Origin of the sequence: Variovorax sp. V15 (assembly GCF_041154425.1) — a bacterium.
In the GTDB taxonomy this organism is placed as follows: domain Bacteria; phylum Pseudomonadota; class Gammaproteobacteria; order Burkholderiales; family Burkholderiaceae_C; genus Variovorax; species Variovorax guangxiensis.
Window position 1 is genome coordinate 1,713,163 of sequence record NZ_AP028659.1, and the last position, 18,984, is coordinate 1,732,146.

An 18,984-nucleotide genomic window follows, 5' to 3' on the forward strand; every position below is an offset into this window, starting at 1 on the left:
CTTTGTAATGCGTGTGATTATTTGTGAGGCATGGGCGAGGTGAATATCTGCCGAAAGGACTCAGGACGCGTGATGCGGCAAGAGAAAGAAGAAATATGGCGTAGGTGAAAACCAGCGCCGCGCAGGTGGCGCCGGCTTCGCGGCTACTCGCAGAGCACCCGTATGGAAGGCGGAATCGCCACGGCCCGGATCCCGCCGCCTTCGCGCTTCGCCCCGAAGATGCGCACTTCCTCGCACTCCAGGATCAGCTCGCTCCCGCGCGTCACGCGGTAGGTCTGCACGAAGCTCTTCTCGCGCCACTCGGTGATGCGCACCGCGATCTGCAACGTGTCGCCGTAGCTCGCGGACTTCACGAATCGCGTGTGCGTGTCGACCAGCGGCGTGCCGATCACGCCCAGCGTCTCGGTCGTTTCCTCCCAGCGCGGCACGCCGCATTCGGCGAAGAAGTGGCGCGAGGCCGCATCGATCCAGCGGAAGAAGTTCGGAAACCAGACGATGCCGGCGGGGTCGCAGTCGCCGAACTCCACGCGCACGGTGTAGACGACTTCCTTGGTTGCGTTGGTGCTCGTATTGCTCATCAGCCCATTCTCGTCGGCAGCCACAGGGCAATGATGGGGAACGCGATCAGGATCACCAGCCGCACGATGTCGGTCACGATGAACGGCAGCACGCCCTTGAAGATGGTGGTGAAGCTCACGTCCTTCACCACGCTCTTGATGACGAACACGTTCATGCCCACCGGCGGGTGGATCAGGCCGAGCTCGACGGTCATCACGATGATCACGCCGAACCAGATCGGGTCGAAGCCCAGGTGCACGATCACCGGGTAGATGATCGGCACCGTGAGGATGATCATCGCCATCGCGTCCATCAGGCAGCCCAGCACCAGGTACATGAGCATGATGAGCGCGAGCACGCCGTAGCGGCCGATGCCCAGGCCGGTAAGAAACTCGGTGAGCTTCTGCGGGCTCTGCGTGATGGTGAGGAAGTAGCCGAACAGCAGCGCGCCGATCAGCACGGTGAACACTGCCGCCGCCGTGCGCGTGGCCGACAGCAGCGCCTCGCGGATCTTCGGCCCGTCGAGCTTGCGCCGTACCAGCCCGAGGATGAAGGCGCCGCTCGCGCCCACGCCGCCTGCCTCGGTCGGCGTGAAGAAGCCGCCATACAGGCCGCCGATGACGAACACGAACAGCACCAGCGGCGCCCACACGTTCTTCAGGTCCTTCAGGCGCTCCGACCAGGGCTTCACCTCGCCGCCAGGCAGCCAGCCCGGCCGCGTCTTCACGATGACCGCGATGGTCAGTACGTACATGGCCATCGCGAGGATGCCCGGCACGATGCCCGCCATGAAGAGCTTGCCGATGTCCTGCTGCGTGAGGATGGCGTACACCGCAAGCACGGTCGATGGAGGCAGGATCGCGCCCAGCGTGCCGCCCGCGGCGATCACGCCGGTGGAGAAAGACTGCGGGTAGTTGAAGCGGCGCATCTCCGGGTAGGCCACCGCCGAGAACGTGGCGGCCGTGGCCACCGACGAGCCGCAGATCGCCGCGAAGCCGCCGCATGCCACCACGGTGGCCACGCCCAGGCCGCCACGCAGGTGGCCGATCATCGAGTTGGCGGCCTTGAAGAGCTCGCGGCTCACACCCGAGACCGACACCAGCGCTCCCATCAGCATGAACATCGGGATCACGCCGAAGGTGTAGTCGGTCACGGTGCGCATGGAGGTCTGGCCCACCAGCTTGAGCGCGGGGCCCGGCCCGACGAGGTAGCTGTAGCCCACCACGCCCACCAGGCCCATCGCCATGCCGACCGGCACGCGCAACAGCATCAATACGAAAAGGGCGACGAAGCCCAACACTGCGACTGCATCGGGGCTCATTCGTCGGCCTTCTGTTCTGCGTGAACTTCTTCGAGTTGTTCGGGATGGAAGATCAGCCTGTAGGTGCGGATGGCGATCAGCAGCACGGCGCAGACGTCGCCGGCCCAGGCCACGGCGTAGAACGGCCAGGTCGGGATGTTGAGGTCGTAGGTCTGCACGTTGTCGACATAGGTGCCGCGCACCTTGTCGAACAGCATGATGGTCTGCACCGCCACCACGAAGAGCAGCACCAGCGTGGCGAACACGTCGATGGCGCGCTTCATGCGCGGGCCCGCCGCCGTCCACACCAGGTCGACCGTGATGTGGCCGCCCCGGTAGCTGGTGGCCGCGATGCCCCAGAAGATCAGGATGCCCAGCAGCATTCGGCCGAAGTCGTAGGCGTCCGGGATCGAGGTGTCGAAGAACTTGCGCAGCACCACGGCCACGAAGATGTTGAGCGCGACGATCCCCACGAAGATGGCGGCGAGCCATTCAATGGTGTTGATCGCGCGGTCCATATAGCTGGCGGACCGTGTAGCCATCGCTCAGAGCGCCGATTTGTACTTGGCGAGGCTGGCCTTCAGCGCGTCCATGACGGCCTTCGGATCTTCACCGGCCTTCTTCACGCCCTCTGCCCACTGCGCCTCGGCGGGTGCCGCCGCCTTGCGCCATGCATCCAGCTGATCGGGCGTGAGCTTGTAGATCTCGTGGCCCGACAGCGCCGCCATCTTGGCGTGGCCCGCGAACTCGAAGTCGGCCCACGGTCCGGCCACCTTCTGCGCCCATTCGCTGGTGCAGTGGTCGTCGATCACCTTCTTCTGCGCGGCGGACATGGCGTCGTACTTGCCCTTGTTCATCACCCACACGAAGGGCGTGACGTAAAGCGGCACGTCCATGTGGTACTTCACCACCTTGTCGATGCCGAAGAGGCCGATGGAGCCCCACGGGAACGTGATGGCGTCGGCCACGCCGCGCTCGAGCATGTCGCGCGATTCGGGCGCCGAGGCCTGCACGTTGGTGCCACCCAGCGAGGTGATGAGCTGGCCCACGGTGCTGGTGGCCGGGCGCACCTTCATGCCCTTGATGTCGCCGGGCACGGTGATCTTCTTGCGCGAATGGAAGGTACCCGGGTCGTGCACGAAGGCGAAGCAGTACTTGACGTCCTTCATCTCCTTGGCCGCGTAGTTGCGGTACCAGGCATCGATGGCGGCGGAGCCTTCCTTGCCGTTGGCGAACAGGAAGGGCAGCGACGCGCCCGCCATCACCGGGAAGCGGCCCGGCTGGTAGCCCGGGTTCACGTACGAGAAGTCGGCGATGCCGTCGCGCGCCATGTCGTAGTGGTCGAATGCCTTGCCCAGCTGCTCCGACGGGAAGAGGATCGCGGTGATGGTGCCGCCCGACTCCTTCTTGATGTCGTCGGCCCACGCCTGCAGCGCGGGGTTGAGCGGGTGCTGCGCGGGCACCCAGCTCGACAGCTTGAGCTGCACCGGCTTGTCCTGCGCCTGCACGGCCGGGGCGATCAGCGCGAGGGCTGCGGTGGCCGCCGCGAGGCTCGTGGCCAGGCGACGGGACGGACGGGATTGGCGATTGGCTTTCATGGTCTCCTTCGTTGTGTTGTGTGTCTCTACGAGTGAATCCGCAATCTAGGCAGCCGCGTGCGCGGGGTAAATGGAGGCTTTCCCGTGCGCCTGCACGGGTGCGGGCCCAGCCTGTTCGGCGTGCGAACGCGGCGCATGTATTTCGACGTGCCTGCGCCCGAGTTCGCCCACGCGCGAGGCACCGAGCAGGGTCATCGTGCGTTCGGTTTCCTGCGCGAGCAGCTGCAGCACCGAGAGCGTGCCCTGTTCGCCGCCGCAGGCCAGGCCGTAAACCGGCGCGCGGCCCACGAGCGCCGCGCTGGCGCCGAGCGCGAGCGCCTTGACGATGTCGCTGCCGCGTCGCATGCCGCTGTCCACCAGCACCGGAATGCGGCCGCCTACCGCATCGAGCATGGCCGGCAGCGCGGCGATGGTGGCCGGCGCGGCATCGAGCTGGCGGCCTCCGTGGTTGGAGACCACGATGCCGTCCGCCCCATGCCGCAGTGCGCGGCGCGCGTCCTCGGCGCCCAGCAGGCCCTTGACCAGCAGCGGCCCATCCCAGAGCCTGCGCAGCCAGCCCAGGCTGTCCCAGGTCAGCGTGCGGTCCATGGCGCGCGAGAGCAGCGCGGCCTGCGTCTGCGCGGAGACCGGTGCGCCGTCGTCTTCATCGGGAAGCAGGTTCGCGAACTGCGGCATGCCGCCGCCGGCCAGCCGCAGCAGCCACGCGGGATGCCGCGCCATGTCGAGCACCGTGCCGGGCGTGAGCCGCATGGGCACACGGAAGCCGTGGCGCAGGTCGCGCTCGCGCAGGCCGCTGACCGGCACGTCCACCGTGAGCACCAGTGCCTCGAAACCTGCGTTGCGCGCGCGGCGCACGATGCGCTCGGCGATGGAGCGCTCGCCCATCACGTAGAGCTGCATCCACAGCGCAGCATCGGGAGCGGCGTTGCGCACATCCTCGATGCGCGTGTTCGAGGCGGTGGAAAGAATGAAGGGCACGCCGGCAGCCTGCGCGGCAGCAGCCAGCAGGGCATCGGCACGCGGCCGAACGAGGCCGGCCAGCCCGATGGGCGCGATGCCGAAGGGCGCGCGCCAGCGGCGGCCGAAGAGTTCGATGCCGATGTCCACCTTGCTGGTGTCGCGCAGGCATTCGGGAATCAGCGGCAGCGCTTCGAGCGCGTCGCGGTTGCGCTGCATGCAGCGCTCGTCTTCCGCGCCGCCGTCGATGTAGTCGAACACCAGCCGCGGCAGCGCGCTTCGGGCGCGGCGCCGGTAGTCTTCCACGTTGAGCAGTTGGGCCATCCTTGCTCAGTCCGCCGCGATGCGGCGCTCGCGGATCAGCGCGCCGAAGCGCTGGAAGTCCGTCGCCGCGCGCTGCTGGAACGCAGCCGGCGAGCCGGGCTGCGGCTCGCCGCCGATCGACGCGATGCGCTCCTGCACGGCCGGCAGCGCGAGCGTGCGGTTGATCTGCGCGTTGAGCTGCGCCACCACTTCGGGCGGCGTTCCGGCCGGAGCGTAGAAGCCGAACACGGTGTCGGCGTCGAAGCCGCGCAGGCCGGCCTCGTCGAGCGTGGGCACGTCGGGAAAGAGCGGCGAGCGCTTCGGGCTGCCCACGGCCAGCAGCCGCAGCTTGCCCGCGCGCACCTGCGTGAGCGCGATGCCGGGGTCGAAGGCGTAGTCGATCTGGCCGGCCAGCAGGTCCTGCAGCGCGGGCGCGGCGCCGCGGTAGGGCACATGCAGCGCGAACAGGTTGGCCTGCGTCTTGAACATCTCGCCCGCGAGGTGCGGCGAGCTGCCGTTGCCCGGCGAGCCGTACGACAGCTTGCCCGGGTTGGCCTTCACGTACGAGATGAACTCCTTCACGTTCGCCGGCGGCAGCGAGGGCCGCGTGACCAGGAACACCAGCACGCGCGCGGCGGCCGCCACCGGCACCAGGTCCTTCGCGGGGTCGAAGCTCATGCGCGAGTACAGGTGCGGGTTCACCGACACCATGCCGCCAGAGCTCATCAGCAGCGTGTAGCCGTCGGCTGGCGCGCGGGCGACGGTCTCTCCGCCGAGGTTGCCGTTGGCGCCGGCGCGGTTCTCGATCACCACCGGCTGCTTCAGCGACTCCTGCAGCGGCTGCGAGATGGCGCGCGCGATCTGGTCTGCGGCGCCGCCTGCGGGAAAGTTGACGATCACCTTGATCGGCTTGGCGGGCCATGTTGTGTTGGCATGCGCCGGGGCGAGCATGGCAGCGGCGGCCAGTGCCAGCAGGCATCGTCGCCAGGGAAGGGCGGGGCGGGTCATCGGTCTTGTCTCCTTTTCTTGTATTTCGCTGCGTCCGGTCAGGCCTTGACCGACGGGGGGCGCTTCATCCAGCGGATCGGCTGCGCCTGCACCGGTCGCGGCGCGGCGCCGTGCGCGGCCAGCGTGGCGTCGAGCGCCTTGCCGCCCTCGTCGGCCAGTGCCGCTTCGCGCGCCGCCGCGATGGCCGTGGCTCGCGCCGGCGCGGGCAGGGTGTTGCGGCCGGCGAGTTCGTCGATCACATGCAGCAGGTTGTGCTTGCCGCGCTCGTTGGTGCTGCCGTAGCCCTTGATGAGCCGTCCGCACAGCGCCAGCTCGTGGCCCAGCGCCCAGGTCTCGCGCGTGCCTGCTTCCACGGCCTTGAGCCAGCGTTCGATGAGTGCCTGCTCCTGCGCGAAGCGGCTGCCCAGGCGGCGCAGCCAGCGCAGCGAGGCCAGCAGCCGCAGCGAGGCCATGCCCAGCACCGAGTGGCTGCCCACCTTCAGCGGCAGCGCCCAGGGCGCGAGGCCGCGCGACTGGCGGCCCCGGTCCCAGGCCGTGACGCGGCGCGAGAGCGAGGGCGGCAGCAGCGCCGCGAACTCGGCCGCGCCGGGCTTGAAGTGGTCGTAGACCTTCACGATGTCTTCCTCGCCGGCGCGGACCTCGCGCCGCACGCGCTGCGCGCGGCTGGCGCGGCCCTTGAGCGCGGCCACCCGCACGATGTCGTCGAAGGCCATCCACAGTGCGAGCCAGCGCGCGGCCTCGCGGGTGATGGCGAAGCCCCGCGCGCCGGCCGGATCGGCGGCGCGTTCGGCGTCGAGCAGGCGGCCCAGCCGCTCGGCGTAGAGCGATGCGTAGGCGGCGTCCTGGTAATCGAGCACGCGGGCATGGCCCAGCGCGAGCATGTCGTGCACGGCCGGCGGAAAGCGCCGTGCCAGGTCGGAGGGCAGGGCCGCGGGCGGCGGCGGCGCGTCGTTGGTGTCGCCGGCCATCACGCTGCTCACGAAGGCGGCCTGCGCGCGCGGGGCGTTCACCGCGTCGAAGGCCGAGGCGAAGCCGCGCAGGCTGGCGGCGGCCATCCTGCCGAGCTTCTCGGGCGCGCTGGTGTCGCCGCCGCGCACGACGTGCTCGTAGGCCTCGCGCGGGAACGGAAACAGCCCGCTGCCCGCGATGGCGCCGAGCATCACCGCGCTGACCACCGTGCCGCTGTCGCGCGCGATGGCGTTCATGTCGAACACATGGTGCTCGCGGCTGAAGGCCTTCACCACGTCGAGCAGCCGCTGCGAGTCGGCGCGGCCGTCGCCGGGCACCATGCGCTCGGCGGTGGTGAGGATGCGCGCCGACGAACTGATGACCAGCGTGCGCTGCGGCGCGCTCATGCCGTTGCCGATCTGGCGCGCGGTTTCCAGCAGCTCCGAGGAGACGATGGCATCCAGCGCGCCCGGCACGGGGCTCAGGCTGAACACCGGGCGGCGCCCGCTGAGCTGCGCGAGCGGCACGGGGAACACTTCGATGTAGTAGGTGGTGGCGCCGGTGCGCTGCGCCACGCCAGGAATGGACGTGCTCTGCGCCGCGTAGCCGGCATGGCGCGCGGTGTCGACCAGCCATTCGGTGAGCACGCCGCCGCCTTCGCCGCCGAGGGCGCAGACGAGCAATGTGATGGGGCGGTTCTGTTCCATGGTTTCCTCGCCCCTCATGCCGGTTGCAGTGCGCGAACGAAGGCGCCGCGCAGGCCGTGAAGAAGCCGCTCATGCCACTTCGGGTTCTGCACCACCTCGGCCCGGTAGAAGCTCGGGCACAGCGTGGCCGCATGGGCGTTCGCGCCGCACAGGCCGCAGCCCACGCAGCCGTCGATGACGGTGGCCACGGGGTCCACCTTCAGCGGGTCGGGGTTGTCGCGCAGCGTGAGCGTGGGGCAGCCCGACAGGCGGATGCAGGCGTGGTCGCCGTTGCACACGTCCTCGTCCACGCCGTACTTCACGCGCACCACGCGCTCGCCCTTCTTCAGCAGGCTTGAGATCCACGGCTTGATGCGGCGCTGCCGCTCCAGCTGGCATTCGCCCTCGGCGATCACCACCTTCAGGCCGTCGAAGTCGCTGGTGAGCGCCTCGGTGAGCGTGCGGCGCATGCGCTCCACGTCATAGGTGGTCACGGTGCGCATCCACTGCACGCCCAGGCCCTTGAGCGTGGCCTCGATGGTCTGGTTCTTGTCGACCAGGCTCTGCTGCTTGTCCTCGGCGCGTTCCTTGATCTCGTCGTCCGGCGTGGAGATGATGTCCTGCGTGCCGGTGGCCGAGGTGTAGCCGTTCTTGAAGATCAGCAGCACCGCATCGTCGCCGTTGAAGAGCGCGCTCTGCACGCCGGTGAGCAGGCCGTTGTGCCAGAAGCCGCCGTCGCCCATGATCGACAGGGTGCGCCGGTTCATCATCGGCGCCACGCCCGCGCGGCTCGCGAGGCTCATGCCGTAGCCGAGGATGGAATGGCCCATCGAGAAAGGCTCGAAGGTGCCGAAGGCATGGCAGCCGATGTCGGCGGCCACGTGCACCGGCCCGGTCTCCTGCTGCGCCAGCTTGAGCGCGGAGAACACCGGCCGCTCGGGGCAGCCGACGCAGAAGCTCGGCGGCCGGTTGGGCAGCGAAGAACTCAGACTTCGCGCCACGGCCTCGCGGCGCTCGCGGTTGCCTGCCAGCCATGCCTGTGCCGAGTGCGAGGCCTCGTCCGGCTCGATGTACTTCGCGGCGAACGCGACGATGCCTGCCGAGAGCACTTCCACGCCGTACTCGCCCGCCGGGGGCAGCATGTCCTTGCCGTGCAGCGGCGTCTGGATGTCGCGCCGGCGCAGCAGCGTGGCGATGTCCTGCTCGATGTACTCGGGCTGGCCTTCTTCCACCACCAGCACCGCGCGTTTGCCCACGCAGAAGTCGGCGACCTGCGCGGGCACCAGCGGGTAGGTCACGTTGAGCACCAGGATCGGGATGTCCGTCTCGCCGAAGGCGTCGGCCAGGCCCTGCTGCTGCAGGCTGCGGATCAGCGCGTTGTAGAGCCCGCCCTGCACCACGATGCCGAGGTCGGCATGGCGCCGCCCGGGCATCAGCTCGTTGAGGCCGTGCTCGGCGATGTAGCTGCGCGCGGCCGGGATGCGCGCATCGCCCTTGAGCTTCTCGTGCCTGAAGGTGACGGGCGGATGCGCGAGGCGCATGTAGTCGAAGCCGGCGGGCTCCTCCATCAGCGAGCGCGTGGAGACGGTGGGCGCGACGTTGTCCTTGCACTCGAAGCTGCCGCGCACGTGGCAGGTGCGGATGCGCAGCTCCATCAGGCAGGGCATGTTCGAGCTTTCCGAGAGGCGGAAGCCTTCCTCGACCATGCGCACCATCACGCCGAGATCGGGCCTCGGGTCGAGCAGGCACATGCTCGACTTGAGCGCGTAGGCATGCGTGCGCTCCTGGATCACGCTGGCGCCTTCGCCGTAGTCCTCGCCGACCACGATGAGCACGCCGCCGGTCACGCCCGGCGACGACAGGTTCGACAGCGCATCCGCCGCCACGTTGGTGCCGACGATCGACTTCCACGTCACCGCGCCGCGCAGCGGGTAGTGGATGGAGGCGCCGAGCATGGCGGCGGCCGAGGCTTCGTTGGAGCAGGCCTCGACGTGCACGCCCAGTTCGTCCATGTAGGCCTTGCCCTGGACCATCACGTCGAGCAGGTGCGACACCGGCGCGCCCTGGTAGCCGCCCACATACGCCACGCCCGACTGCAGCAGGCCCTTGGTGATCGCGAGGATGCCCTCGCCGTGAAAGGTGTCGCCCGCGCCGAGGCGCAGCATTTCCACTTCCTTGCTGAATGAAACTTCCAAGAGATTCGGCTCCGATGTTGAGGGGGTTGTTCGGGATTCGGGGTGAGCCGTGCCCGCACCGCGCTCGTCCTGCGGGTGCCGCACGTCGGGTGATGGCGTCTATCTGGGGGGCGAAGAAGTCGGCTTTGCGGCGGCGCCGGGGAAGCGCGCCACGTAGTAGGCAAGGGTGTCCAGGTCTTCAGGCGACATGCGGCCCACCGCCTCGCTCATGGCCTGCGTGTAGCCCGGGCGCTTGCCCGTGCGGAAGCCCTGCAGGGTCAGCTGCAGGTAGTCCTCGTGCTGCTGCGCGATGCGCGGCACCTGCTGCCCGCCGGCCAGGTCGGCGCCATGGCACAGCAGGCAGCGGTTCTCCTGCGCCAGTGCCTGGCCGCGTGCCATGCGCGCCGCGTCGGGCGGCGTGGCCGGCGGCGGCGCGGGCACGGCGGGCAGGGTGGCGATGAAGTCCGAGAAGCCGCGCAGGTCCTCGTCCTTCATGGTCTTGGCCACCGCGCTCATCGCGGGGTTGTCGCGCCGTCCTTCGCGGAACAGGTAGAGCTGCGTGATGGCGTAGAACGAATGCTGCCCGGCGAGCACCGGCGTGCCCGCCATGTCGCTGCGGCCGTTGGCACCGTGGCACGAGGCGCACAGCTCGGCGTAGCGCTGGGCGTAGACGCTGCCCTTGGTGCCTTGCGCACCGGCCGGCGATGCCGCCGCTGCCACGGTCATTGCCGCCACCGCGCATCGGAAGAGAAGGCTCGCAGGTGTCATCGGCCACCGTAGCTGATGCGGTAGATGGCGCCGGCGTGGTCGTCGCTCACGAGCATGGAGCCGTCCTTCAGTACCAGGAAGTCGACCGGGCGGCCGAGGTAGTTGTTGTTCTCGACGAAGCCGGTCATGAAGGGCTCCACCTTCGCGCCGCCCTTGCCGTCGGGCCAGGCGACGGCGATGTCGGCGTACTTGACGGTGCGGTTCCACGGGCCGTGGCGCGCGATGAACATGGCGCCGCGGTACCTGGCCGGGAACATCTTCCCGTTGTAGAAGGTCAGGCCCAGCGCGGCGGCGTGCGGGCCGAGCAGTGCGGCGGGCTTCTGGTAGTCGCTGCAGCTCTTGCCCCAGCCGAATTCCGAGTCGAGGATGTTGCCCTGGTGGCAGTACGGGTAGCCGAAGTGCTGGTCGGGCCTGGTGACCACGTTCAGCTCGTCGTTGGGCAGGTCTTCGCTGAGCCAGTCGCGGCCGTTGTCGGTGAACCAGAGGTTGCCGGTCTTGGGGTCGAAGTCGAAGCCCACCGTGTTGCGCACGCCGCGCGCCACGGTCTCGATGCCGCTGCCGTCGGGGTTCATGCGGAAGATGCGCGCATGCGCGTCGTCGGGTTCGCACAGGTTGCATGGCGCGCCCACGGCGTAGTAGAGCTTGCCTTCGTGCATGCGCAGGTAGCGCCAGCTGTGGTCCTGCCCGCCGGGCAGCTTGTCGTTGAGCACCACCGGCGCGCCGGGGCTGTCGAGCTTGTCCTCGATGCCGTCGTAGCGAAGGATCTGCTTGTGCGTGGCGAGGTAGAGCGCGCCCTTGTCGAACTCGATGCCGGTGGCGAACTCGGTCTTGTCGATGATGGTCTTCGGCTTGCGGTCGCCCTTCTCGGCGATGGCGTAGACCTTGTTGCCCACGAAGAGCGTGCTCACGAACACCGTGCCCTTGGCGCCCTGGCGCAGCTCGCGCGCGTCGAGCACGCCCGAGGCCCAGGTCTCGACCTTGAAGCCCGGCGGCAGCTTGAACTTGGCCGTGGGCAGCTGGTCGGGCGCTGTCGGAATGGGGAAGGAGGGCACCGGTGCCATGCGCGTGGCCGCTTCGGTCTTCGGCCGGCCCTTGGCCCAGCCAGGCTCTTCGGCCGGCGGCTGTTGCGCGGCGGCGGTGACGGCGGTGCAGAGCAGGGCGGCGAGCGCCGCATGCGCGCGGAACGCGCGGAGTGCACGAATCGGGGCCATGTCTCGTCTCCTTCTTGTCGTGGGGCGCCGGCCGGCGCCTTTCGAGGGGCGATCCGGACAGCGCCCGCCAGTGTGCGTGGCGCCGCCGCCATGCTCAATAAAATGATCGAGCTAAGTAATATGAATGGCATGCATATGGAAGCGCTCGATCTCAACCTGCTGCGGCTCTTCGACGCGGTCTACCGCGAACGCAACGTGAGCCGCGCGGCCGAGTCCCTGGGCCTCACGCAGCCGGCGGCCAGCCACGGGCTGGGGCGGCTTCGGCTGCTGCTGGCGGACGCGCTCTTCACCCGCGCCCCCGGCGGCGTGGCCCCCACGCCGCGCGCCGACCGGCTCGCGGTGGCGGTGCAGGCGGCGCTGAGCACGCTGGAAGAGGCGCTGCACGAGCCCGACCGCTTCGAGCCCCAGGTGTCGCGCAAGACCTTCCGCATCCACATGAGCGACATCGGCGAGGGCCGCTTCCTGCCGGCGCTGATGGCGCGGCTGCGCGAGCTGTCGCCGGGGGTACGGCTGGAGACCATGCCGCTGGCGCCGGGCGACGTGGCGGCCGGCCTCGACAGCGGCAAGGTCGACTTCGCCTTCGGCTTCCTGCCCGGCGTGAAGGACACCCAGCGCGCCCAGCTGCTGAAGGACCGCTACATCGTGCTGCTGCGCAAGGACCATCCCTTCGTGAAGCGCAGGCGCAGCGGGCAGGTGCTGCTGGAGGCCCTGCAGGAGCTCGACTACGTGGCGGTGCGCACGCACGCCGAGACGCTGCGCATCCTGCAGCTGCTGAACCTGGAAGACCGGCTGCGCCTGACAACGGAGCATTTCATGGTGCTGCCGGCCATCGTGCGCGCGACCGACCTCGCGGTGGTGATGCCGCGCAACATCGCGCGCGGCTTCGCGCAGGAGGGCGGCTACGCCATCGTGGAGCCGCCGTTTCCGCTGCGCGACTTCACCGTGTCGCTGCACTGGAGCAAGCGCTTCGAGGCCGATCCGGGCAACCGCTGGCTCAGGCAGGTCATCACGGAGCTCTTCTCCGAGAAACCGTGAGCGGGCCCCGGATCGGGGGCGCGGTTATTCTTGGGCAGGCGCCCTTCCTTGCTGCCCGCGCCTTCAGTTGCCCCCCGATTGCCTCCGAATGTCCGTTCCGTCTCCCGCTTTCTTCCCCCACGCCTCCCGTTTCCGTTCCGCGCCTGCCGCCGCACTCTGAGCGAGCAGCCCGTGCAAGCGATTCTTTCCCAGGCCGGCCCCGTGCTGGTCTTCATGGCCTGCGTGGCCCTTGCCACCTACGCGCAGAACCTCACCGGCTTCGCGTTCAGCCTGATCCTGCTCGGGCTGGTGTCGGTGCTGCACGTCGCCAGCGTGAGCGACACGGCCAACGCAGCCACCGTGCTGAGCCTGATCAATGCCTGGACCTACTTCCGCGCCCGGCCCGGCGTGGTGCCCTGGCAGCTGATGAAGCCGGCGCTCAACGGCAGCACCGTGGGCGTGATCGTCGGCCTGATGCTGCTGACCTGGCTCAGCGGTGGCGCGGTCGACTGGCTGCGCGGGCTGCTGGGCGTGTCGATCCTGGGCTGCGCGGTATTGCTGGTGCTGCAGGCGAAGCCGCTGCCGGTGGTGTCGGGGCGCGCGAGCTTCGCCGTCATCGGCGGGCTGTCGGGCGTGCTGGGCGGGCTCTTCTCCAGCTCGGGGCCGCCCATCGTGTTCCACATGTACCGCCAGCCGCTGGACCGCGAGCTGGTGCGCCGCGCGCTCTTGCTGATGTTCGCCTTCAACTCGCTGGTGCGGCTGGTGATCGTGGTGCCCACGGGGCACTTCTCGTGGCATTCGGCGCTGCTGGCCGGCTGCGCGATGCCGGTGGTCTACGGCGTGACGCGGCTGCATCACCGCCTGCCCAACAGGCTGCAGCCGCGCACGCTCAAGTGGCTGGTCGGCGGGCTCCTCGCGGTGGCGGGTTCGACGCTGGTGGCCACTGCCTGGGTGGCCATCGCGCAGCGCTGAACCTCGCCCGGGGCCATCCGAAAATCCCCCGGTGGCCCGGGAATTGCAACCCCCACGCAAGGGTTTCCCCGTACGTGGCATACCGGCCCCCACATACGCGTTATGGGCACCTGCGTATGCAAGACGCCGGACAAGCCGCTAACGTCCATGACTGACCCATGACGGGTCGCCCACGAGCCCCAAAAGCATGAGCACCGACAGCAGCAGCAAGATTCAACCGATCCGCTTCTTCCATCGCGGAAAGATCGTCGACGTCACCGGCGTCCACCCGACCCGTTCCGTGCTCGACTGGCTGCGCGAGGACGCCCGCTGCACCGGCACCAAGGAAGGCTGCAACGAAGGCGACTGCGGCGCCTGCACCGTCGTCATCGGCGAGCTGGCCGCCGACCCTCAGGCTCCCGGCACCGTCGACGGCCTGAGCCTGCAGACCGTCAATGCCTGCATCCAGTTCCTGCCCACGCTGCACGGCAAGGCCCTGTTCACCGTCGAAGACCTCAAGGCGCAGGCGCAGTGCCTGCCGAAGACACAGAGCGGCAGCAACGGTAAGCATCCGGTGCACACGCTGCACCCCGTGCAGCAGGCGATGGTCGATTGCCATGGCTCCCAGTGCGGCTTCTGCACGCCCGGCTTCGTGATGTCGCTGTGGGCCAGCTACGAGCACCACCAGGCCGGCGGCACCCAGCCCACGCGCCAGCAGCTGGCCGACGAGCTCTCGGGCAACCTGTGCCGCTGCACCGGCTACCGCCCCATCCTCGACGCAGGCCAGCGCATGTTCGACCTGCCCGCCGTGCGCCTCGACACCCAACCCGTGATCGCCGCGCTCACCGCGCTGAAGAACGAGGGCTTCGACTACGCCGCCCCGCTGGGCGCGCGCATCGACCACTTCCACGCCCCGAAGACCCTGGCCCAGCTCGCCGCCCTGCGCGAGCAGAAGCCGCGCGCGCAGCTGCTGGCCGGCTCCACCGACGTTGGCCTGTGGGTCAACAAGCAGTTCCGCGACCTGGGCGACATCATCTACGTGGGCGACGTGGCCGAGCTGAAGACCATCGAGGACCGCCCGGACAACGGCGGTGAGCTCTACATCGGCGCCGGCGCCTCGCTCGAGTCCGCCTTCGCGGCGCTGGTGGAGCGCGTGCCCAGCCTGGCCGAGGTGTGGCTGCGCTTCGCCTCGCCCCCGATCCGGCATGCCGGCACCATGGGCGGCAACGTGGCCAACGGCTCGCCCATCGGCGATTCGCCGCCGGTGCTGATGTCGCTCGATGCGCAGATCGAACTGCGCCGAGGCGATGTGGTGCGCCGCATGCCGCTGCCCGAGTTCTACCTGGACTACATGAAGAACCAGCTCCAGCCGGGCGAGTTCGTCCAGGGCCTGGCCGTTCCGCACGCCGCGATGCGCCGCCAGGTGCGCGCCTACAAGATCAGCAAGCGCTTCGACTGCGACATCTCGGCGCTGTGCGCGGGCTTCGCCATCGAGCTCGAGGCGGGCAGCGACACGGTGAAGGCCGTGCGCCTGGCCTTCGGCGGCATGGCCGCCGTGGTCAAGCGCGCGGCGAACGCCGAGGCCGCATTGGTCGGCAAGCCGTGGACGCAGGCCAGCGTCGCCACCGCCAGGCTCGCGCTGGCGCAGGACTTCAAGCCGCTGTCGGACATGCGCGCATCGGCCGACTACCGGCTGCTGGTGGCGCAGAACCTCATCCAGCGCCTCTGGCTCGAAACGCGGGCGGAGGACGCGCTGCCGATCGAGGAAACCAGCGTCTGGAGCGTGATGCCCCATGCCGTCAACGCGGCGGCGGAAGGAATCTGAACATGAACAAACCCATCGACGCCCGCCTGCTGCAGCCCGCCGAGGCCTTCGCCGACTACCTGGCCAACACCGCCGCGCGCATCGACGTGGGCGCAGAAGCGCTGGCGCACGAGCGCGGCATGCGAGTGGGCATCAGCCGCCCGCACGAGTCGGCCCACCTGCACGTGGCCGGCGAGGCCACCTACATCGACGACATTCCCGAGCTCGCCGGCACGCTGCACTGCGCGCTGGGGCTTTCACCGGCGGCCAACGGGCGCGTCACGGCGATCTCGCTGGACGCCATTCGCGCGATGCCGGGCGTGGTCGCGGTCATCACGGCCGACGACATTCCGGGCACCAACGACTGCGGCTCGATCATCCATGACGACCCGATCCTGCTGCCGGTGAGCGACGGCGGGGAGATTCGCTACCTCGGCCAGCCGGTGTTCGCGGTGATCGCCGAGACCCGCGACGCCGCGCGCCGCGCCGCCGCGAAGGCCAAGGACGCGCTGACCATCGAGGCGCAGCCGCCGGTGCTCACGCCGCAGGCCGCGCACGAGCGCGGCCAGTACGTGGTGCCGCCGATGCACATCGTGCGCAGCGGCGGTGCCGCCAACGAGGGCGACGAGGCGGCCGTGCGCGCTGCCATCGCCGCGGCGCCGCACCGCCACAAGGCCACCTTCGACGTGGGCGGGCAGGAGCAGTTCTACCTGGAAGGCCAGATCAGCTACGCCATTCCGAAGGAAGGCGGCGCGCTGCACATCCACTGCTCCACGCAGCATCCGAGCGAGATGCAGCACCTGGTGGCGCATGCGCTGCACCTGCAGTCGAACGAGGTGCACGTCGAATGCCGACGCATGGGCGGCGGCTTCGGCGGCAAGGAATCGCAGTCGGCGCTCTTCGCCTGCGTGGCCGCCATCGCGGCGCGCCAGCTGCAGCGCCCGGTGAAGCTGCGGCTGGACCGCGACGACGACTTCATGGTCACGGGCCGCCGCCACTGCTTCTGGTACGAGTACGAAGTGGGCTACGACGGCGAGGGCCGCATCCTGGGCGCGGAGATCACCATGGTCTCGCGCGCCGGCCACTCGGCCGACCTCTCGGGCCCGGTGATGACCCGCGCGCTGTGCCACTTCGACAACGCCTACTGGCTGCCCAACGTGGCCATGCACGGCTTCTCGGGCAAGACCAACACGCAGAGCAACACGGCCTTCCGCGGCTTCGGCGGCCCGCAGGGCGCGATCGCCATCGAGAACATCCTGGACTCGGTGGCCCGCGACCTGAAGCGCGATCCGCTCGACGTGCGGCGCATCAACTTCTACGGCAAGGCCGAAAACAACGTCACGCCGTACCGCCAGACCGTGACCGACAACATCGTCCACGAACTCGTGGCCGAGCTGGAGGCCAGCAGCGACTACCGCGCGCGGCGCGAGGACATCGCCGCCTTCAACGCGAAGAGCCCGGTGCTCAAGCGCGGGCTGGCGCTGGCGCCGCTGAAGTTCGGCATCTCGTTCAACGTGAAGCACTTCAACCAGGCCGGCGCGCTGGTGCACGTGTACACCGACGGCTCGATCCTGGTGAACCATGGCGGCACCGAGATGGGGCAGGGCCTGAACACCAAGGTGGCCCAGGTGGTGGCGCACGAGCTGGGCGTGAGCTTCGAGCGCGTGCGCGTCACGGCCACCGACACGACCAAGGTGGCCAACACCTCGGCCACGGCCGCATCGACCGGCGCCGACCTGAACGGCAAGGCCGCGCAGGACGCGGCGCGCCAGATCCGCGAGCGCCTGGCCGAATGCGCGGCCGAGCGCCACGGCGGCAAGGCGAGCGAAGTGCGCTTCGCCAACGACACGGTCGAGGTCAACGGCCGCTCGCTGGCCTTCAGCACCGTGGTGGGCGAGGCCTACCTCGACCGCAGGCAGCTGTGGTCCGACGGCTTCTACGCCACGCCCGGCCTGAGCTGGGACAAGGACAAGATGCAGGGCCGCCCGTTCTACTACTACGCCTACGGCGCGGCGGTGAGCGAGGTGATCGTGGACACGCTCACCGGCGAGTGGAAGCTGCTGCGCGCCGACATCCTGCACGACGCGGGCAAGTCGCTGAACCCGGCGGTGGACATCGGCCAGGTCGAGGGCGCGTTCATCCAGGGCATGGGCTGGCTCACCACCGAGGAGCTGGTGTGGCATCCGCAGAGCGGCAAGCTCACCACGCACGCGCCCAGCACCTACAAGATCCCCACGGCCAACGACTGCCCGCCGGTGTTCAACGTGCGCCTGTTCGAAGGCCAGAACTTCGAGGACTCGATCCACCGCAGCAAGGCCGTGGGCGAGCCGCCGCTGCTGCTGCCGTTCTCGGTGTTCTTCGCGATCCGCGACGCGGTGTCGGCCGCGGGTGGCCACAGGGTCGATCCGCCGCTGAAGGCGCCGGCCACGAGCGAGTCGATCCTGCGTGCGATCACTGCCGTGCAGGGGTGATGGCTGCCGTGAAAGCGGACAGCCGAACGCAGAGGACGCGAAGGTTTCGCGAAGGTCGCAGAAGGAAAACCGAAAAAATGTCTTCGGTCCCTTTCGCGACTTCTACGCAACTTCTGTCTGCCTTCTGCGTTCGGCAGCCCGATTTCTTCCGGCGTATAACCATCCGCATTGCTCACTACCAGGCACGCGGCCATGAGAGACCAGGCTCTTTTCGACAAGATCGATCTGCACCTCATCCGGGTGCTTCACACCGTGCTGACCGACCGCAGCGTCTCGCGGGCGGCCATTCGGCTGGGCATGTACCAGCCGGCGGTGTCGGCTGCGCTGAAGCGGCTGCGCGAGCTCTCGGGCGATCCGCTGCTGGTGCGATCCGGTTCGGGCATGGTGCCGACCGACGCGGGGCTGCGCATGATCGAGCCGGCCGCCAGCATCCTGCGCGCGGCGGAGATGCTGTTCTCGGATGCGCGCGGCTTCGATCCGCAGTCGGCGGCCACCACCTTCCGCATCGCGGCCAGCGACTACATGGACCCGCTGTTCCTGCCCATGCTGGTGGCGCAGGTCAAGCGCGACGCGCCGCTGTGCCAGATCGAGATCCACGCGCTCACGCCCGACTCGGACTACCACGGGCACCTGGCGCTCGGCCAGGTCGACCTGGTGATCGGCAACTGGCTCAAGCCGCCGGAAGACCTGCACATGGCTCGCCTCTTCGGGGACGACGTGGTCTCGCTGGTCAACAAGGACCATCCGGCGGTGCGCCGCGGCTGGGACCTGGAGACCTGGCTGGCGGCCGAGCACATCGCGCCCACGCCCATGCACCCGGGCGGGCGCGGCATCATCGACCAGATGCTCGACGAGCTGGGCCGGCAGCGCAACATCACGGCGCGCTGCGCGCACTTCGGGCTCATTCCGGACATGGTCGCCTCCAGCCTGCTGGTGCTGACCACCGGCCGACAGTACTGCGAGCGCTTCGCTGCGCGGCTGCCGCTGAAGATCCTCGACTGCCCGGTGGCGCTGCCGCGTCTCATGTACTACCAGCTCTGGCACGAACGCACCCATTCGTCGAGCTCGGCGCGCTGGCTGCGCGAATGCATCAAGGAGGTGGCGGCGTCGCTGCGGCCTCCGGTTTCGGCCATACCCGGCGCGTCAGGCGCACCCGCCACGACAGCGCGCCCGCCCGCCGCACCTGAAACCTCGGACCCCTGAGAAAACCCCGTTCGCGCCGGCGTCGTGAGC

At 69.2% G+C, this 18,984-nt stretch carries 15 protein-coding genes; 5 read left to right on the forward strand and 10 right to left on the reverse strand.

From position 1 onward, the window contains the following. Positions 1–143 precede the first annotated feature (143 nt). The 10 genes from ACAM57_RS08225 to ACAM57_RS08270 all read right to left on the reverse strand — a co-directional run bounded on the left by ACAM57_RS08225 (position 144) and on the right by ACAM57_RS08270 (position 11,511). Complete coding sequence (locus ACAM57_RS08225) at positions 144–578, reverse strand: acyl-CoA thioesterase (RefSeq protein WP_369661293.1); 435 nt, start codon at positions 576–578, stop codon at positions 144–146. Further along, positions 578–1,879, reverse strand: coding sequence for a TRAP transporter large permease (locus tag ACAM57_RS08230; RefSeq protein ID WP_019655093.1), 1,302 nt, complete (start codon positions 1,877–1,879; stop codon positions 578–580). Before ACAM57_RS08230 ends, ACAM57_RS08225 begins: the two co-directional genes overlap by 1 nt. After that, positions 1,876–2,400 (reverse strand): TRAP transporter small permease, encoded by a 525-nt coding sequence (locus ACAM57_RS08235; protein WP_240650770.1) that lies wholly within the window; start codon positions 2,398–2,400, stop codon positions 1,876–1,878. Before ACAM57_RS08235 ends, ACAM57_RS08230 begins: the two co-directional genes overlap by 4 nt. A gap of 3 nt (positions 2,401–2,403) precedes the next feature. Beyond that, on the reverse strand, positions 2,404–3,456 hold the full coding sequence (locus ACAM57_RS08240) for a TRAP transporter substrate-binding protein (RefSeq protein WP_369661294.1): 1,053 nt from the start codon (positions 3,454–3,456) through the stop codon (positions 2,404–2,406). A gap of 45 nt (positions 3,457–3,501) precedes the next feature. Then, positions 3,502–4,737, reverse strand: coding sequence for an alpha-hydroxy acid oxidase (locus ACAM57_RS08245; RefSeq protein WP_369661295.1), 1,236 nt, complete (start codon positions 4,735–4,737; stop codon positions 3,502–3,504). A gap of 6 nt (positions 4,738–4,743) precedes the next feature. Then, positions 4,744–5,724, reverse strand: coding sequence for a Bug family tripartite tricarboxylate transporter substrate binding protein (locus ACAM57_RS08250; protein WP_369661296.1), 981 nt, complete (start codon positions 5,722–5,724; stop codon positions 4,744–4,746). Positions 5,725–5,762: 38 nt separating this feature from the next. After that, positions 5,763–7,379 (reverse strand): indolepyruvate oxidoreductase subunit beta family protein, encoded by a 1,617-nt coding sequence (locus ACAM57_RS08255; RefSeq protein ID WP_369661297.1) that lies wholly within the window; start codon positions 7,377–7,379, stop codon positions 5,763–5,765. A gap of 14 nt (positions 7,380–7,393) precedes the next feature. Further along, positions 7,394–9,553 carry a thiamine pyrophosphate-dependent enzyme gene (locus ACAM57_RS08260; RefSeq protein ID WP_369661298.1) on the reverse strand — a complete coding sequence of 720 codons (2,160 nt, stop codon included), beginning with the start codon at positions 9,551–9,553 and terminating at the stop codon, positions 7,394–7,396. 99 nt (positions 9,554–9,652) lie between these two features. Next, the gene (locus ACAM57_RS08265; protein ID WP_369661299.1) at positions 9,653–10,258 is read right to left on the reverse strand and encodes a cytochrome c; all 606 of its coding nucleotides are present in this window, start codon (positions 10,256–10,258) and stop codon (positions 9,653–9,655) included. Between the two features lie 38 nt (positions 10,259–10,296). Continuing rightward, positions 10,297–11,511 (reverse strand): sorbosone dehydrogenase family protein, encoded by a 1,215-nt coding sequence (locus ACAM57_RS08270; RefSeq protein ID WP_369661300.1) that lies wholly within the window; start codon positions 11,509–11,511, stop codon positions 10,297–10,299. Positions 11,512–11,631: 120 nt separating this feature from the next. On the opposite strand from ACAM57_RS08270, the gene ACAM57_RS08275 reads away from it, so the two are divergent. The 5 genes from ACAM57_RS08275 (at position 11,632) to ACAM57_RS08295 (ending at position 18,954) form a co-directional block, all read left to right on the forward strand. Then, positions 11,632–12,546 (forward strand): LysR family transcriptional regulator, encoded by a 915-nt coding sequence (locus tag ACAM57_RS08275; RefSeq protein ID WP_126024311.1) that lies wholly within the window; start codon positions 11,632–11,634, stop codon positions 12,544–12,546. Between the two features lie 171 nt (positions 12,547–12,717). Further along, positions 12,718–13,497 carry a TSUP family transporter gene (locus ACAM57_RS08280; RefSeq protein WP_369661301.1) on the forward strand — a complete coding sequence of 260 codons (780 nt, stop codon included), beginning with the start codon at positions 12,718–12,720 and terminating at the stop codon, positions 13,495–13,497. 187 nt (positions 13,498–13,684) lie between these two features. Beyond that, a complete protein-coding gene (gene xdhA, locus ACAM57_RS08285) occupies positions 13,685–15,301 on the forward strand; it encodes a xanthine dehydrogenase small subunit (RefSeq protein ID WP_369661302.1) in 1,617 nt (538 codons plus the stop codon). Between the two features lie 2 nt (positions 15,302–15,303). After that, positions 15,304–17,751, forward strand: a complete 2,448-nt coding sequence (gene xdhB, locus ACAM57_RS08290; protein WP_369661303.1) for a xanthine dehydrogenase molybdopterin binding subunit — start codon at positions 15,304–15,306, stop codon at positions 17,749–17,751. 192 nt (positions 17,752–17,943) lie between these two features. Further along, entirely contained in the window at positions 17,944–18,954 is a 1,011-nt protein-coding gene (locus ACAM57_RS08295; protein ID WP_369661304.1) for a LysR family transcriptional regulator, read from the forward strand. Positions 18,955–18,984 lie beyond the last annotated feature (30 nt).

Coding starts and splice junctions, on each gene's coding strand:
- ACAM57_RS08230 (WP_019655093.1), bottom strand. CDS start 1,879: ATGAGCCCCGATGCAGTCGCAGTGTTGGGCTTCGTCGCCCTTTTCGTA.
- ACAM57_RS08270 (WP_369661300.1), bottom strand. CDS start 11,511: ATGGCCCCGATTCGTGCACTCCGCGCGTTCCGCGCGCATGCGGCGCTC.
- ACAM57_RS08225 (WP_369661293.1), bottom strand. CDS start 578: ATGAGCAATACGAGCACCAACGCAACCAAGGAAGTCGTCTACACCGTG.
- xdhB (WP_369661303.1), top strand. CDS start 15,304: ATGAACAAACCCATCGACGCCCGCCTGCTGCAGCCCGCCGAGGCCTTC.
- ACAM57_RS08235 (WP_240650770.1), bottom strand. CDS start 2,400: ATGGCTACACGGTCCGCCAGCTATATGGACCGCGCGATCAACACCATT.
- ACAM57_RS08275 (WP_126024311.1), top strand. CDS start 11,632: ATGAATGGCATGCATATGGAAGCGCTCGATCTCAACCTGCTGCGGCTC.
- ACAM57_RS08295 (WP_369661304.1), top strand. CDS start 17,944: ATGAGAGACCAGGCTCTTTTCGACAAGATCGATCTGCACCTCATCCGG.
- ACAM57_RS08265 (WP_369661299.1), bottom strand. CDS start 10,258: ATGACCGTGGCAGCGGCGGCATCGCCGGCCGGTGCGCAAGGCACCAAG.
- ACAM57_RS08245 (WP_369661295.1), bottom strand. CDS start 4,737: ATGGCCCAACTGCTCAACGTGGAAGACTACCGGCGCCGCGCCCGAAGC.
- ACAM57_RS08255 (WP_369661297.1), bottom strand. CDS start 7,379: ATGGAACAGAACCGCCCCATCACATTGCTCGTCTGCGCCCTCGGCGGC.
- ACAM57_RS08250 (WP_369661296.1), bottom strand. CDS start 5,724: ATGACCCGCCCCGCCCTTCCCTGGCGACGATGCCTGCTGGCACTGGCC.
- ACAM57_RS08240 (WP_369661294.1), bottom strand. CDS start 3,456: ATGAAAGCCAATCGCCAATCCCGTCCGTCCCGTCGCCTGGCCACGAGC.
- xdhA (WP_369661302.1), top strand. CDS start 13,685: ATGAGCACCGACAGCAGCAGCAAGATTCAACCGATCCGCTTCTTCCAT.